Origin of the sequence: Corynebacterium drakensteinense (assembly GCF_041224285.1) — a bacterium.
Taxonomy (GTDB): Bacteria; Actinomycetota; Actinomycetes; order Mycobacteriales; family Mycobacteriaceae; genus Corynebacterium.
Window position 1 is genome coordinate 1 of record NZ_JAXOFP010000028.1, and the last position, 14,221, is coordinate 14,221.

13 protein-coding genes are annotated in these 14,221 nt (G+C 54.1%); 3 read left to right on the plus strand and 10 right to left on the minus strand.

What is annotated here, in order from left to right:
• The first annotated feature begins 224 nt into the window (after positions 1-224).
• On the plus strand, positions 225-770 hold the full coding sequence (locus tag U1140_RS10990; RefSeq protein ID WP_369847898.1) for a phospholipase A2 family protein: 546 nt from the start codon (positions 225-227) through the stop codon (positions 768-770).
• A gap of 301 nt (positions 771-1,071) precedes the next feature.
• Here the strand turns inward: U1140_RS10990 and U1140_RS10995 are convergent, their stop codons facing one another.
• On the minus strand, positions 1,072-1,461 hold the full coding sequence (locus U1140_RS10995) for a fluoride efflux transporter FluC (protein ID WP_369847899.1): 390 nt from the start codon (positions 1,459-1,461) through the stop codon (positions 1,072-1,074).
• A complete protein-coding gene (locus tag U1140_RS11000; protein WP_369847901.1) occupies positions 1,458-1,904 on the minus strand; it encodes a CrcB family protein in 447 nt (148 codons plus the stop codon). The genes U1140_RS10995 and U1140_RS11000 overlap by 4 nt, the downstream gene beginning before the upstream one ends.
• Before the next feature lie 69 nt (positions 1,905-1,973).
• Between U1140_RS11000 and U1140_RS11005 the strand changes: the two genes are divergently transcribed.
• A complete protein-coding gene (locus tag U1140_RS11005; RefSeq protein ID WP_369847902.1) occupies positions 1,974-2,615 on the plus strand; it encodes a methylated-DNA--[protein]-cysteine S-methyltransferase in 642 nt (213 codons plus the stop codon).
• A 60-nt stretch (positions 2,616-2,675) separates the two neighbouring features.
• Here the strand turns inward: U1140_RS11005 and U1140_RS11010 are convergent, their stop codons facing one another.
• The 8 genes from U1140_RS11010 to U1140_RS11045 all read right to left on the minus strand — a co-directional run bounded on the left by U1140_RS11010 (position 2,676) and on the right by U1140_RS11045 (position 13,558).
• Entirely contained in the window at positions 2,676-3,932 is a 1,257-nt protein-coding gene (locus tag U1140_RS11010; RefSeq protein ID WP_369847903.1) for an MFS transporter, read from the minus strand.
• A gap of 121 nt (positions 3,933-4,053) precedes the next feature.
• Complete coding sequence (locus U1140_RS11015; protein ID WP_369847905.1) at positions 4,054-4,515, minus strand: hypothetical protein; 462 nt, start codon at positions 4,513-4,515, stop codon at positions 4,054-4,056.
• Between the two features lie 165 nt (positions 4,516-4,680).
• Positions 4,681-4,902, minus strand: a complete 222-nt coding sequence (locus U1140_RS11020; RefSeq protein ID WP_049149969.1) for a DUF2283 domain-containing protein — start codon at positions 4,900-4,902, stop codon at positions 4,681-4,683.
• Between the two features lie 383 nt (positions 4,903-5,285).
• Positions 5,286-6,302, minus strand: a complete 1,017-nt coding sequence (locus U1140_RS11025) for a S1 family peptidase (RefSeq protein ID WP_369847906.1) — start codon at positions 6,300-6,302, stop codon at positions 5,286-5,288.
• Complete coding sequence (locus U1140_RS11030) at positions 6,302-9,262, minus strand: fibronectin type III domain-containing protein (RefSeq protein WP_369847908.1); 2,961 nt, start codon at positions 9,260-9,262, stop codon at positions 6,302-6,304. Before U1140_RS11030 ends, U1140_RS11025 begins: the two co-directional genes overlap by 1 nt.
• 164 nt (positions 9,263-9,426) lie before the next feature.
• Complete coding sequence (locus U1140_RS11035; protein ID WP_259802539.1) at positions 9,427-10,458, minus strand: LLM class flavin-dependent oxidoreductase; 1,032 nt, start codon at positions 10,456-10,458, stop codon at positions 9,427-9,429.
• 68 nt (positions 10,459-10,526) lie between these two features.
• On the minus strand, positions 10,527-12,551 hold the full coding sequence (locus U1140_RS11040; protein WP_369847909.1) for a TRAP transporter permease: 2,025 nt from the start codon (positions 12,549-12,551) through the stop codon (positions 10,527-10,529).
• Complete coding sequence (locus U1140_RS11045) at positions 12,551-13,558, minus strand: TAXI family TRAP transporter solute-binding subunit (RefSeq protein WP_369847911.1); 1,008 nt, start codon at positions 13,556-13,558, stop codon at positions 12,551-12,553. The genes U1140_RS11040 and U1140_RS11045 overlap by 1 nt, the downstream gene beginning before the upstream one ends.
• Before the next feature lie 119 nt (positions 13,559-13,677).
• Between U1140_RS11045 and U1140_RS11050 the strand changes: the two genes are divergently transcribed.
• Positions 13,678-14,221, plus strand: a 544-nt coding sequence (locus U1140_RS11050) for an aldehyde dehydrogenase family protein (RefSeq protein ID WP_369847912.1), incomplete at its 3' end; no start/stop codon positions are given.

Here is a 14,221-nt window from a genome sequence, read left to right on the forward strand (position 1 = left end):
AGGCTGCATCAAAGCTTGGGGTACCGCACCCCGGTCGAGGTTGAAGACGCGTTGTGGGAACAAGATGAGTCTCGGGAAATAATAGAAAATAAGGTAAATCCCTAGGAACAAAACCCAGTACACTTCACTATTTAACCCACCCCTAAATATCACCCCTTATTTACAAATCCTGTTGAAGCGCTAGAATATTGGTAGGAAAAGGATAACAAGGTTGGCCAAAATATGTGGAGGGTAAGATGAGAAAAACCTTAGTTTATATTTGCTTGATGTTGGCTTTATCAACTACTTCAGCAAATGCGCTTGATGCCACGGACGTCTCAATTGCCGGCATAGATGAAGAATCAAATTTGGTTGAGATCGAAGAGTCGCTTGAGGGGTATATATTCAAATCCGATAATGGATATCCGGAATTTGATGTTGATCGTGCGCAAGCTGATGGCGCTAGTGATTTTGCACTTTCGGTTGGAAAGGCTTTGAATCAAGTATCCACAGAATATGCAGAACGCGATAATAATCGAGTTTCAAGGGGCATGCCCGGTTACAAACGTTGGTGCGGACCTGGTAACAGTGGGCCAGGTGCACCCGTAAATACTTTGGACCGACTTTGTATGCACCATGACAAATGCTACGCGAGAAAGGGGTATTTCAATTGTAGTTGCGACCGTGAACTTCTAGCTGGGATAAATCGTGACTATAATCGCATGGTGGGATTTGAAAAAGTCATGGCGAATGCAATAAAAGTTTATTTCACGCATGCTCCCTGCAGGTAGTTTAGATGAGCAATCTAGTCAACAGTTGGAGAAATCAGAAGGCGAAAATCGCGATCGGGCTTATCTCCGTTAATCTACTTCTAGCTGTAATCGGTGGCTTTCTTTTGCAAGATACTGATTTATACCATTGGCCGGTGTGTTTTGTTCTCGGACTCAGTGCAGGAGCCCTAGGCATTGCAGAGCGTAAACCATGGATAGCGGGAATTGGGCTGTTCAGTGCGGTATTTCCAGCGGTTCTCATGTTTGGATCCTGGTTTGTGTATACCGTAATGAATATATCCTGATTTTCAGATCTATCGTGTCAGACTGCCATGCCCAGCAACCATCCCAGCCAGACTGCGCCCAGCCCGCCGAGCACCGTGAACACGGTATAGAGGCTCAAACGGATCCACGCCCGTTCGTAGGTCAGATTCCCCAGTTCGCGGGCCAGGGTTGCCAGGGTTGAAAGCGCACCGCAAAAACCTGTACCAAAAGCGATTTCCCAATACGGCAGATGCACGAGCGCGCCCAGATCGACGCGCGCCAGCATAATCCCGAGTGCGAAACACGCCAGTATATTAGAACACGCGGTTCCGGTGTACCGGTCGCGCAGCTTGCTCAACAAGCCACGTACCAGACCGCCAGCAAAGGCACCGGCGGCGACGGAAGCCGTCGACAAGAGTGCTTCGGTGAGGCTGATATCGAGATTCATCTGTTGCCACCGTCCTTGCCGCCCGCAGCGTCTTCAGCGGCACGGAAATCCGGGTTTACGCGCGGGTTCGTCTCCGGGTGCGCCCAGGGCCCATGGGTGAGCACAAAGTGGGCCATCTTCTCCCGCAGATCCAACACATTGCGCAGCTGATCGCCACCGAGCCAGCAGATCGTGCAGGCAATGATAATCCCGGCGACGTAAAACACCTGGTGGCTGCCCAATTCTGTGAAGGCGAGCCCGACGAAGGCGGAATACGTCGAAAAGCCGCCCAGCATGCCAGCACCGCCAAACGGGCCGGGTGCGAGATAGCCCATCAAAAAGCAGGCGATCATGTCCAGTACGGCGACGGGAAACAGCTCTTCACCGAAAATCGCGAGGGTGACGAACCGGACGAGCGCACCAATGGCGGCACCGATCCCGATCATCAAGGCCTCGCGAAACACAGCGCCGATCCTACCGACGACGCCGCGCCGGGCGGAAATGCTGCCAGCAGATCGCCCTAGAATGGGTTTATGAACGATTCCCAGTCGCAGATGCGGGATGCGCACAGTAAAAATTCGTCTGTTGGAAAGACGCACGGCGGCGTGCAGCACACAAGTTTTTCCGCGCCGGGAAAGAACCCGGTTGGTGAGGTAGTGGTGGTTGCTACTGCCGACGGGCTAGTCGGGGTGTATTTCAGTGGCGGCAAGCATGTGCCAGATATTGCGGAGTGCGGGCCACGGTGTGAACTGGAAAGCGCAGCGGCCGGTGGCGACAACAGCGATGAAAGCATCCGCCGGATACTGTGCCGGGCGCGGAATGAGCTAGAGGAGTATTTCGTCGGCAAGCGAGAGAGTTTTACGGTGCCTTTGGATTGGGCACACGTGGCGGCGTCGGCAAGCGAATTTTCGGTGCAGGTCTGGCGGCTGCTGCAGGGGATTGCGTATGGTGCGACCACGACGTATGGAGCGTTGGCTCGTGAGATGGGCAGCGTGGGGCTATCGCAGCGGGTTGGGCAGGTAGTGGGGCGCAATCCGTGGAGTGTGATTGTGCCGTGTCACCGGGTGCTTGGTGCCGATGGTAGCTTGACCGGTTATGCGGGAGGCTTGGACCGAAAGCGCTGGTTGTTGCAGCATGAAGAGCCGAGTGCGGCGGAGGCTGGGCGGTTGTTTTAGTTGCCTATCTCAGACTATGAATCTGGTCAGGCCGGGGTGAACGCCTCAGCAAAAGTGTCATCAATTACTGGTTGGTGTAGGAGAGAGCTTGCGCAGCTGGGAGGAAGTAAGCAGCCAGGAAACGGAAGCACCTATTCCAATAATACTGATCATGAGCACGCTGTGAATAGGAAGATAGAGCACTGCTAGCGTGGCAAGGGCTGCACCAATTGGGTCGACTCCCCAGGTAAGTAGTCGAATCGCAGCTGAGACACGGCCGAGGATAGCTTCAGGGACTAGTTGCTGCTTGAGTGTTTCGCTTGCTGCAACATTAACCAGGACAGCGCAGGCCCAGAGCCCGAGGGAAGCGCTCAGCACCAACATAGAAGCGAATTGATCAAGAAGGGGCAGGATGAGGATACCTGCCCCGGATAGTACTGGTAGCGCTAATGTCACAGACAGCAATACAACTGGGCGGATTTTCTTGATTGACCAGTCAGAGATAAAGACACCGCATAAGCCAATAACCCCAGCGATACTTGCTGCTACGCCAATCTCGGCTGCAGACAGGTTTGCGTATCGTAGAGCAAATACCACATATAGGGCTTGTATAGCACTGGTGAACAGGTTGAAATGGGCTATGGCTAGGGTGATTGGTCTTTGTATGGGATCAGAGAGCAGGAAACGAATCCCTTCTCGAGCTCCCATGATTTGTGAGAAAACATGATGATTTGATGAGTGGAGTTTAGGTTTTCTTTTAAATATGGGGCGCAGACTAAATGGTCCGATGCTGGCTATTGCGTAGAAAACCATGAGTAAACAAAATAAAGTTGCCGATCCTGTATAGGACAGTAGTATTCCTGCTAATGAACCTGCGCCAATATCTGCTGCAGAGCGTAAGGCGGCAATCCAACTATTTGCTTTGCCTAAATGATGAGTATGGACAACTTGTGGGACGACAGCTGAAAATGCACTATCGTATAAGGCGGTCATTCCGCTGATTGCAAACCCTATGATGAGTAAATGCCATAACGCGAGTGCATCGGTGGCTGCGGCAAAAGCAGCGAAACCACATATCATGGCACGTGCTAGGGATAAGGCGCCGAGGAGTTTGTCTTGGCGTCGTAGATCAGTAAGACTTGCCCCGACGATTAAAAATGTCAGTAAGCCCAAACCGACGAAGGTATTGATTAGCCCAATTTGTGCATCAGTAGCTTGGAATGTAGAGACTGCTACTATGGGAAGTGCAAAAATAAGCATTTGAGCTGATAGTACTGACACACCTTCGCAAGCCCACAACCTCGAAAATGTTCTCGACCAAAGTTTATTATCTGCCATATTGATTCCTTAGAGTCGAAGATTTTTACTCAGTAATATTTGATCGTGGGAAGCGTCCACTAGGGCTTATTGGCATCATATACTTCGAGCGAAACCTGAAGTACCCCGGGTTTGTTCCGTTTTAGTTGCTTAGGGTAGTTGGAGTTTGGTTTAACCGTCGTTTGAGCAGGCTCTTTCGGAGGAATAAACTCGTGGTGACGATGACACCAGCCCTCCAGGATTCCGAGATTGGGTATAAGAGTAATTGCAAGTTGTAGTTATCGACTAGGTCTTGGTTAAAGGCCCAAAATTGTAGCGACCAAGTAAATCCGGACCAGAGTAATAAGCCGATTTCTGGCAGACGACTGCGTAGTGGGAACGCGGCGAAAATAGTGCTGATCACGATGGCGGCGACACTCATGAGTTGCCACCACCAGAGGTTGCTGCCGCCGGTAGTGAAATCGGTGGGGGCTTCTGCACAGTCATTCAGTGAGCAGTGTGCCCAACTAGTTAGTTGCAATACGGCGATCAGCAAAATTTCAGGGAACGGAAGCGCCCATCGCGGCCAATCCCAAAGCGATGAAGAACGGCCATCGTTACTCAATGTTAAACCTCTTTATATTGCTGCAAGCTGAATTATGGATTCTTTAGTTTGACTGAAGTGCCCCGGGTTTTGTTCCGCTTTAGTTGCTCAGGGCAGTTGGAGTTTGGTTTAACCGTCGTTTGAGCAGGCTCTTTCGGAGGAATAAACTCGCTGCGACGATGATGCCTATGATATCCGGTTTGCTTTTTTTAGGAAGTCTGACGGAAGAATCAAGGAGGCATTCACGAACTCGATACCAATAACTTTTCCATTTTCGTCGATATCTATCTCTATTTCTCCTTCCATTTTTTCTGTAGTTATTCCTGATATCTGCCGTTCAGAGAGGGCGCCTGGCTGCACTATGGCTAGATAGGCTGCATCAGCTTCTGGGTCATAATCAAAATTCATAATTACCCTTTCGTGACAGTAATCACATTTCCGCTCTTATTGTCTACAATAACTCTGATGCCGTTGCCTTTAAATACTGTATTGTTCGCATTGCCCTTGCTTATTCTGCGGGACTGTCCCCCGGAAAGTGGACACGTCGGGGGTTAACTATGCGACTTTAGCCAGTGTAGCTGAAGTCTCAGCTTCAAAGACATCAGAAGCTACAAGATTGCACCAGGAGTGTCGTCTGCGCGTGTTGCAGCATGAAGAGCCTAGCGCGGCGGAGGCCGGGCGGTTGTTTTAGTTGCCACCCGGCATCATGGTGTGGCCGGTACTGGAATCGGGGTGGGGCTGGGAAGGATCTACCCCGATTTTAATTACAACCCTAAAGCTTCTGCGCTGAGTTAAAGCAGCGTGTAGCCGCCGTCGTTAAGGAATTGCGCAATCGGTTGCGCAACCTGATGGATAGCATCTTCTTTCAGGCCACCGGAAACGATTCCGATAGGAAAGGCATGCCCGTTGTGGGTGGCAAAAACCGGTCCGCCGGAGTCGCCGGGCAGAGAGATCGCGTTGTAAATCAACTGCCCGTCAGCGCCTACTCCGTAATATGGTCCACAGGAAAGCCCGGTTCGTGCACCCATGCGGCAGAGTCTCGGCTTGTGCTCTTCTGTCCAATCCGTATTCTGCACCGCAGCGGTGATCATTTTTTGGTTCTTCCAGAAAAGCTGCAGGCTAGCATCGGCCATCGCAGGATTGTCGATTTTGATCAGCCCTTTGTCGTAGCGTCCAATGTCGCCATGATTCTGAAACTCTGAATAGGTCATCGTTCCCACTACATGGTGCCTGCCCTCGGGGTCTTCGATGCTGAAGATGTCGCCTTCCCGGCCACAATGCCCGGCTGTGAGAATGAACTGTTCGCCGTTCTTTTCGACGATCCATCCCACCGAGCAGTATGAACCCAACCGGGTGTTCGTAATCCGGGCACCTGGTGTGATTTTTCCGGGGCGCTCCAGGAACTGAAAAGCCTCGCCTTCGGCATAGATTTTCTGGCCGGTGACCTCGTGCCACTCGATGTTTGCTTCCCGGCTGAATATAGGAACCTTGGTGATCTTTTCGACGATCTGCGGCTGCCCTTGTGGCGGCTGCTGTGGTTGCTCTGGTTGTTGGACCGACGGGAGTTTCGGCATCTTGGGCAGCGGCTGCGGCTGTGGTGCCGTATCTTGCGGCTTCGGTGCCGGTGCTGGTGCAGGTTGTGGCTTTGGGGCGGGACCTGGAGCATTGCTGGAACCAAAGCTGGATTGCGCGGCAGCGATTCCTGGTTCACTTATGCTCAGTGGCCCGCTGGTGAAGCCAAGTGTTAGGCACGCAGCGACAGCGAGTACGCCACGGTGCTTGCGAGGGTTGAATGCGGGAGAAATCATTAGCGGCGCCCACCGAAGAAGTTCTGGATGGTGCGTTCCAGGTTGGTCAGGAAGTCATTGATTACAGGGACGTTGTGGCGCAGTCCCTGCAATGCAGCACCGATGCCGGCAAAGACAAGACCAATTCCGCCCACTGCGGCGATCGCCTTGAACCAAGGGCTGGAGGTGATTGTGCCTGGTGTGGTCGTGCTCGGCGGGGTAGGTGCGCTCGGTGGGGTGGCGTTTGGTGGCGTCACCTGTGGGGTTTGGTTTGGCTGCTCGCCTGGAGCTTCTGGTGCAGGCTGTTCACCGGGGTTGCCAGGGGCAGGGTGCGCACCTGGGCCTTCTGGGGCATCTGCCGCGCCTGGAACGTTCGGAGCCTGTGGTGCTTCTGGCATTGCTGGGGCAGTCGGGCCGTTAGTGACGACGAGATCTTGGGCTGTATCCAGCTCACGGTTGGTTTGCGACAAAGCATGCGCGGCCAGCGTGCCGATTACGTACTGCTCATTCGGATCCAAAGCGTTGCCCGGAATGTTGATTCGCTTGACGAAGCTGCCATTGTTCAGCTCATCCATTCGTACCCATTCGGCGGCAACTGGACGGCCCACTGGCGCAGACTTGCCGACGTTCCATTGCGATTTCTTGTACACCGCAACATAGACACCCTGCGAGGCGCCTTCGCCGACGAACCCCGCACCGCGGACAGTAATGTCACCACCCGTGGCAGCATTCACCGTCGTTGTGGAAACATCCAGTGTCGGAGTGGCAACTGCCCCGTCTTTGACTTTGAGTAGAACGGCGGAGTCGTATTCGTGGTTGCCGTGCTTGTCGACGCTTGCCACGAAGTATTTTTTCTTCGGGTTCAGTGTGTTAGCTGGGATTTCCAGGTTCTGCGAGAACTTACCATTGGTGACTTTGGCAGTTGTAGAAGCCAGGGCTTTCTTGGCGGTGTCAGCGGTGAACCTACCGTCGTCAGGGACATCGGTGCTTTCCAGGACATAGAGATTCATCTCTTTGCCGTTCAAGTAGCCGGTGCCGTTGACGGTGATCGTGTTTGCTTTGCGGCTATCCAGCGGCGTTTCTGGGAACAGGGTCAGGTCAGGGTCGATGCCTTGTTCTGGGGTGTTGGCCAAGAAGATGCTGGAATATTCGGACCAGGCAGTTTCGCCTTTTTCGGTGATGACCTTGATCTGACCGCGGTAGCGCTGACCTTTCTTCAGGCCGGTGAACTCAGCGTAACCGTTGGCGATTTCACTTGGGGTGATGAAGTCATCGCTTTCCTGGTTGCCTTTGTCGTCGACAGGCACCAGGCGAGCTTCAACTTCCTTGATGTCCTCGTAGCCAGCTAGCGAGTAGAACAAACCGGCCTTGGAATAGTCCTTCGCCGATGCCGGGCTGATGCGCGGAGCATCAGGGGTTTTCAGTGTGGAATTTGCCGGATTTTCTGGCTTCGATGGTGTGGACGGCTTGGATGGTTTGGACGGCTTGGAAGGAGCAGGTGCAGGCTTCGAAGTGGATGGCTTAGAAGGTGCAGGATCAGCTGGTTTTGGTGCAGGAGCTGGTGGCTGCGGAGCGTCAGGGTCGACCACGGTGACAGAATCGCTGAATTTTTCTTCAGTCCACTGATCGGGACCGAAGAAATCAGTGCTCAAGTTTGCTTTAACCCCAACTCGGTAGACACCTGGTTTTACGTTAGGGAATTCACTGTCGGTAACCCTAGGTCCCCGGTCGAGATACTTCACGGATGTATTCAGACCGTCTTTTTCTTCGTACAACGTGATACGAATGCTCGAAGCACGCTTATCGCTCTCAGCCAGGCTCCAGCGAGCACTCACTGTGTCACCGTGAACGCTTGCTTGCACCTCTGCCAGAGATTGTGAGGCCAGGTTGACTGGCTTCGCGAGGTCCAACCGCCGGTCAATCGGCAGTTTCTTGCCACCAGCTAGGGTGCCAACTTGGTAAGAATCCCCTTGAGCAAGTGCGATTTCACCAGGCTTAATTTGGATCTTTTTGGTGAAAGTGCCGTTCTTGATCTCATTAGGCTCGACAAGGACTGAAACACCTTGTTGTTTGCTGGTATTCGGTAGTTGACCTGGGGTCCACTTGGAAGTAGCCCAAAATACTACGTAGACGCCTTCTTCAGCGGCTGCTCCGGTGTAACCTGTTCCCGTGACTGTGAATTCTCCACCTTTTACAAGGTCAATGGTGTCAGTATCGAGCTCAAATTTCGGGGCGGGATCTGCAGTGACAGTAATGGCATCACTGGTTTCAGAAGCACGAGATTTTCCAGTCGAGCTTTCAGCTTCAACAGTGGCGGTGTAGCTGACGTTTTCCTTCAATCCGGAAAACTCCACAAAGTTATCTGGGAAAGTATTGGTGTCTGTAACCTTTTCCACCCGAGGCTCGGAATTGTCACTTGGCTGTAATTTTACGAGGTATGTGTGGATGCGGGTACTGCCAGACGAACGGCGGTCCCATTCCACACGGACAGTTTTATTACTCTTCAACTGCAGGTAGGGTTTGTGCGGAGCTTGTGGGGCCTCTGGCTTATCACTAATCGTGAGAATCTCTGATTGGCTGAATTGGGAATTTTCTACCCCGCGACCTGCGGCCACGCGGACGACGTAATCGCCCGGTGGTACGTTCGTGAACTGATGTCGAGTGCTGTTGGCGGGTTCAAATTCATCTTTGACAATCTTGTCGGTTGGTGCACCGTTTTTCACTTCTACCAGCTGAACTTGGTAGAAGGTGGCGCCAAATTCAGCAGGGGCGAGCGTCCATTCAGCAGTGATCAAGCGTGCTTCGGCAAGCACACCTGTGAGATTAGGACCATTGGATGGTGCAGCATCTTGGTCATCAGATGTGGTCGGTGGCGCAGAAAAATCTTGTGCGTGTGCGGGCGTGAGTGTGCCGAAACCAAGCGACAGAGAGGTCAAACCTGCCACCGTTACCTGCATCCAGAGGCGCCGATTATTGTTCACAGTAAGAGCAATCCTTTCAAGGAAGTGGGAATAGAGTGAAACTCTATTGAAAATCAGTTAAAGGTTAGCCTTAGTTTGAGAAATTAAGCTAGGCCAACCTTGGTGATATTCAGCACTGCGTTTGAAAGGTTGATGCGTACTATGCGAAAAATCGGCGCCAAGAACTAACGGTTCGCAGGCTCCCAACCCAAAGCTGGGGCCACATGCTCAGCGAAATTCTGCAAAAGCCGCAGGTTGAGATCCACACCCAGTTGGTTCGGGATCGTTAGCATCAAAGTATCCGCCTCCATCACGGCGGCGTCGTCTTTGAGCTGCTCGATCAATTGCTCCGGCTCGCCGGCATAAGTGCGGCCAAACGTGGACTCATAACCATCAATAATACCGATCTGATCATTCCCGCCACTCATGCCAAATAACGCACGATCCCGGTCGCTGACAATCGGGAACACGCTGCGGCTCACCGACGTCCGCGGCGTCCAATCATGCCCAGCCTGCCGCCACGCCTCGTGGAAAGCCTGCAACTGCGCCGCCTGCAAATCACCAAAAGCTTCACCAGTGGCCTCCGTCAGCAACGTGGAACTCATCAGGTTCACACCCTGCTCAGCGGCCCACTCGGCAGTTTTCTTCGTTCCAGCACCCCACCAGATATTGCGCTGCAAGCCAGGCGAATGCGGCATCACCGGTAGCGGAGTGCCCGGCTGATAAATCGGTGGATACGGGTCCTGTGCAGACTTGACGACGGCCTCACCACGCACGCCCTGCATAAACTTCGCGAACTTCTCCCGGGCAAGATCTGCCCCGCGTGGATCGTCGGAACCGGTATAGCCGAAAGCCTCCCAACCACGGTGCGCAGGCTCCGGTGATCCCCGTGAAACCCCCAACGCGACCCGGCCGTCGGCAAGCAAATCCAGTGCGGCGGCCTCTTCTGCCAAGTACAACGGGTTTTCGTAGCGCATATCGATCACGCCGGTACCGACCTCAATGTGCTTTGTGCGCGCGGCAATCGCAGAAAGCAACGGCATCGGCGCCGCCCCCTGTGGGGCAAAATGGTGCACGCGGAAATACGCGCCATTCACGCCAATCTTGTCTGCCTCCACGGCAAGCTCCAGCCCCTGCTTGAGGGTCTGCTGGGCATTAGGCCCACGCTGGCCGGGGAACTTGTAATGGCCGAAACTTAAAAACCCGAACTTCTTCATGTCACCCACTATAGTTGATGTGTCAACAAGGTTCGAGACGAGACGATGCGGATGCATCAGTTTACAGTTCAGCGTGCAGATTTCTCCGTGGTTTCGTTGGCGGATTCGCTCCGTTTTGCCAGCAATTGCTGCGCCAGACCAATCACGAGAATGCCCACGCCCACTGCGTCGGAAAGCAACCCTGGCAACAACAACGCCAGGCCGCCGACACCGACTAACACGCGCACTACCAGCGGCAAACGCGTGCGCGCATAACCCTCTACCGCAGCAGAGAGCATGCACACACCAACGATGGCAGTGCCGACGACCAACGCGCCGCTGGCCCAGGTGACATCTTGCAGCAGCAAGCCCGGGTTGTAGACGAACATGAACGGAATGAAATAACCAGCAATCGCCAGGCGCATCGCCTGCACGCTGGTTTTCATCGGATCATCGCCCGCCAAACCAGCTGCGGCAAATCCCGCCAAAGCTACCGGCGGGGTGATATTCGCGAACAAACCAAAATAGAACACAAACAGGTGTGCCACCAGCGCCTCGACGCCGAGCTCCGCTAATGCCGGTGCGGCCATCGTGGAGGTGATGATATATGCCGGGATCGACGGCAAACCCATGCCCAAAATGATGCAGGCGATCATCGTCAGGACCAGTGACAACAACAAGCTGCCTTCACCGAGGATCACGATCGCATTCGCTAACTTCACGCCGAACCCGGTCAGCGTGACGACGCCGACGATAATGCCAACACAGGCACACGCGATCGACACCGCGACGGAGGTCTTGGCGCCGTCGGCAAGCGCATAAATAATGTCTTTGCTGGACATGCGCGTGTTTCCACGCACCTGCGCGATGGCGATGGTTGCCAGGATCGTCAGCAGGGCGGAAAACAGAATGGTCTGCCCGGAAAAGAACAGCATGTAAACCAAAATCACCAGTGGAACCAACAAGTGCCCGCGTTCTTTGAGCACCTCTTTCACTGCCGGCAGGTTCTCACTAGAAATTCCGCTCAGACCGTCTTTGACCGCGCGGAAATGCACCTGCATGATCACACCGATGTAGTACAACACCGCAGGTATCAGCGCCGCGATGGCGACCTCCGTGTACTGCATACCCAACGTTTCTGCCATGATGAATGCCGAAGCACCCATGATCGGCGGCAAAATCTGCCCACCGACCGAAGCGGAAGCCTCCACACCGCCGGCGAAGTATGGTTTAAAACCGACTTTCTTCATCAGCGGAATGGTAAAAGCACCGGTCGTCACCACGTTTGCGATTGCCGAACCATTGATCGAGCCCAGGAAACCGGAAGAAATGACCGCGACTTTCGCCGGACCACCGCGGGAACGGCCCGCCAGTGCCAACGCGATGTCGTTGAAGAATTGTCCCAGGCCAGATTTCTGCAGCACAGCTCCGAAAAGCACGAACAAGAAAATATAGGATGCCGCGACGGCAACGGCAGTGGAGAAAATGCCTTCGTTGGTCAGGTACAGAAAATCCAGGATGTCGTTGACTTCGTAACCACGGTGGCGAAAACGCAGTGGACCGTGCTGGCCAAACAGTGCAAAAGCCAGAAACACCAGGGACAAAATGGGCAGGGCCCAGCCGGTGACGCGCCGGGAAGCCTCGATGACCAGCACCACTAACACAGTGGCGAAAAGAACGTCCGCGGTATTAGGACTGACGATGCGATCCAGGATGTCCTGATAATTCAGCCAGATATACACAAATGTTGCGGCCGAAGCGATGATCAGCAGGTAATCGTAGATCGCGATGGATCCGCGTGAAGCCTTCTTGTGTGCGGGGTATAACGCGAAACACAGCATCAAAATCGCGCCAACGTGCAGCGAACGGTGCAACAACGCTGGCGGCGCACCGAAGTAGGCAATGTACATGTGGTACAGAGAAACCAGCACCGCGAAGGCGATGAAAATCCAGTGCGTTACCGGAGAGGTGAATTCGCGGGTGCGTGATTCGCGGTCAAACTGCTCGAGCTTTTCGCCGACATCAGGGGTGCTTACCGACGGCTGGTTCTGCTGTGTTGCGTGGGCCTGGGAGTCTGATGTGGCCTGTGACGTGGGAGTTGTTGCAGCATTCATTACAGCGCACCTACTTCCTCAAAGTAGCGTCGCGCGCCGGGGTGCAGGTCTAGCACTAGGCCATCCTCGACGCTGTCTAGCGTGATCTTTTGGGCAGCTTTCGCGGATGAGTGCAGCTCATCCAAGTTTTCAAATAGGGCTTTGGTTGCCAAGTAAACGTCGTGCTCGGCGGCGTCTTTGCGCACTACGAGTTGATTCATCATCGCGATGACCGGCACGTCTTCGGTGTTGTCGTAGGTGTTCGCCGGAATCACGCCGGTGTTGATGATGGGATAGTTCTCGAGCAAAGCGTCCAAACCCTTGCCTTCAATGGGCACGATGCGCACGTCTTGTTGTGCAGAAAGGTCCATGATCGCAGAATTGGGAATGCCCGAGGAGGTAAACGCGGCGTCGATCTGGCCGTTTTGCAGTTGGTCGGCAGAATCCGAATACGATAAGAAGTCGACGTCGAAATCGTCGTAAGTCAAGCCAAAAGCTTCTAACAGAATCTTCGCATTCGCTTCCACACCCGAGTTGGGTGATCCGACGCTGACGCGTTTGCCACGCAAGTCCTCGACGGTTGTGATGCCGGAGCCTTCCAAGGTGACCAGGTGCAGCCAATTGGGATACATCGCGGTGATCGCCGCGAGTTCCGGGGTATCGGTTTTGCCTGCGTAGGGGCCGATTCCTTCTTGTGCCTGGTAGACGGCATCGCCCATGACAAACGCAATTTCTGCGCGGTGCTGGCGCAAAAGCTCAATGTTTTCAATGGACCCGGTGCTGGGCTGTACAGAGGTGCCGACTTCGAGCTCATCGCCAAGAATGGTTTCCATGGTGGAGCCGATTTGATAGTAATTTCCGGACGTACCGCCAGAAGCGACGGTAATGAAATCCCAGTCTTGCAGGGTGGCTTTGTCGCTGCTGTCGTCATTGCTGCTGGAATTACTGTTGGTGCCGCTGCAGGCTGCCACGATTCCAGCGAGCAGGATGATCCAGACCTTGCTGATGATCTTGGTAGATCTGCGCATCCCGTGTTCTCCTTGGAGTTAACTGTCATAAAGCTGTTGTGAGACGTAACACTATCACCGGGATTACACATTGTATATGCTTGCACTCAGATCACAATAGAAACTTCTCTTACACATCGATGGAGTACACCGTGCCAGCAGCATCAACCCTGACCACTTACGACGCCATCCTGGCTGCCATCACCACCGACAGCGACAGCGACGGCACCGCCGAGATCCACAACCCCGCCACCGGCGAACTCGTCGGCAGCTACCAGGTCCACAACGAAAACGACCTCAACGACGCCATCGCTGCCGCACGTGCCGCGCAACCAAACTGGGAAGCCAAAGGCGATCACGCTCGCTGCGAGCTGCTGAACAAATTCGCTGATGCCATCGAGCACGCCGCCGAGCCACTGGCCACACTGCTCTCACAAGAACAAGGCAAACCACTCAACGGACCCAACGCCCGATTCGAGGTAGGCGCGTGTGCCGCGTGGTTGCGCGCAACCGCCTCGTTTGAATCACCGGATTACACCGCTGTTGATGATGACATTACCGCTACCGTGCACTACCGGCCGCTGGGTGTTGTCGGCGCGATTGGTCCATGGAACTGGCCGATGATGATCACCATCTGGCAAATCGCCCCAGCACTACGCATGGGAAACACCGTCGTCGTCAAAC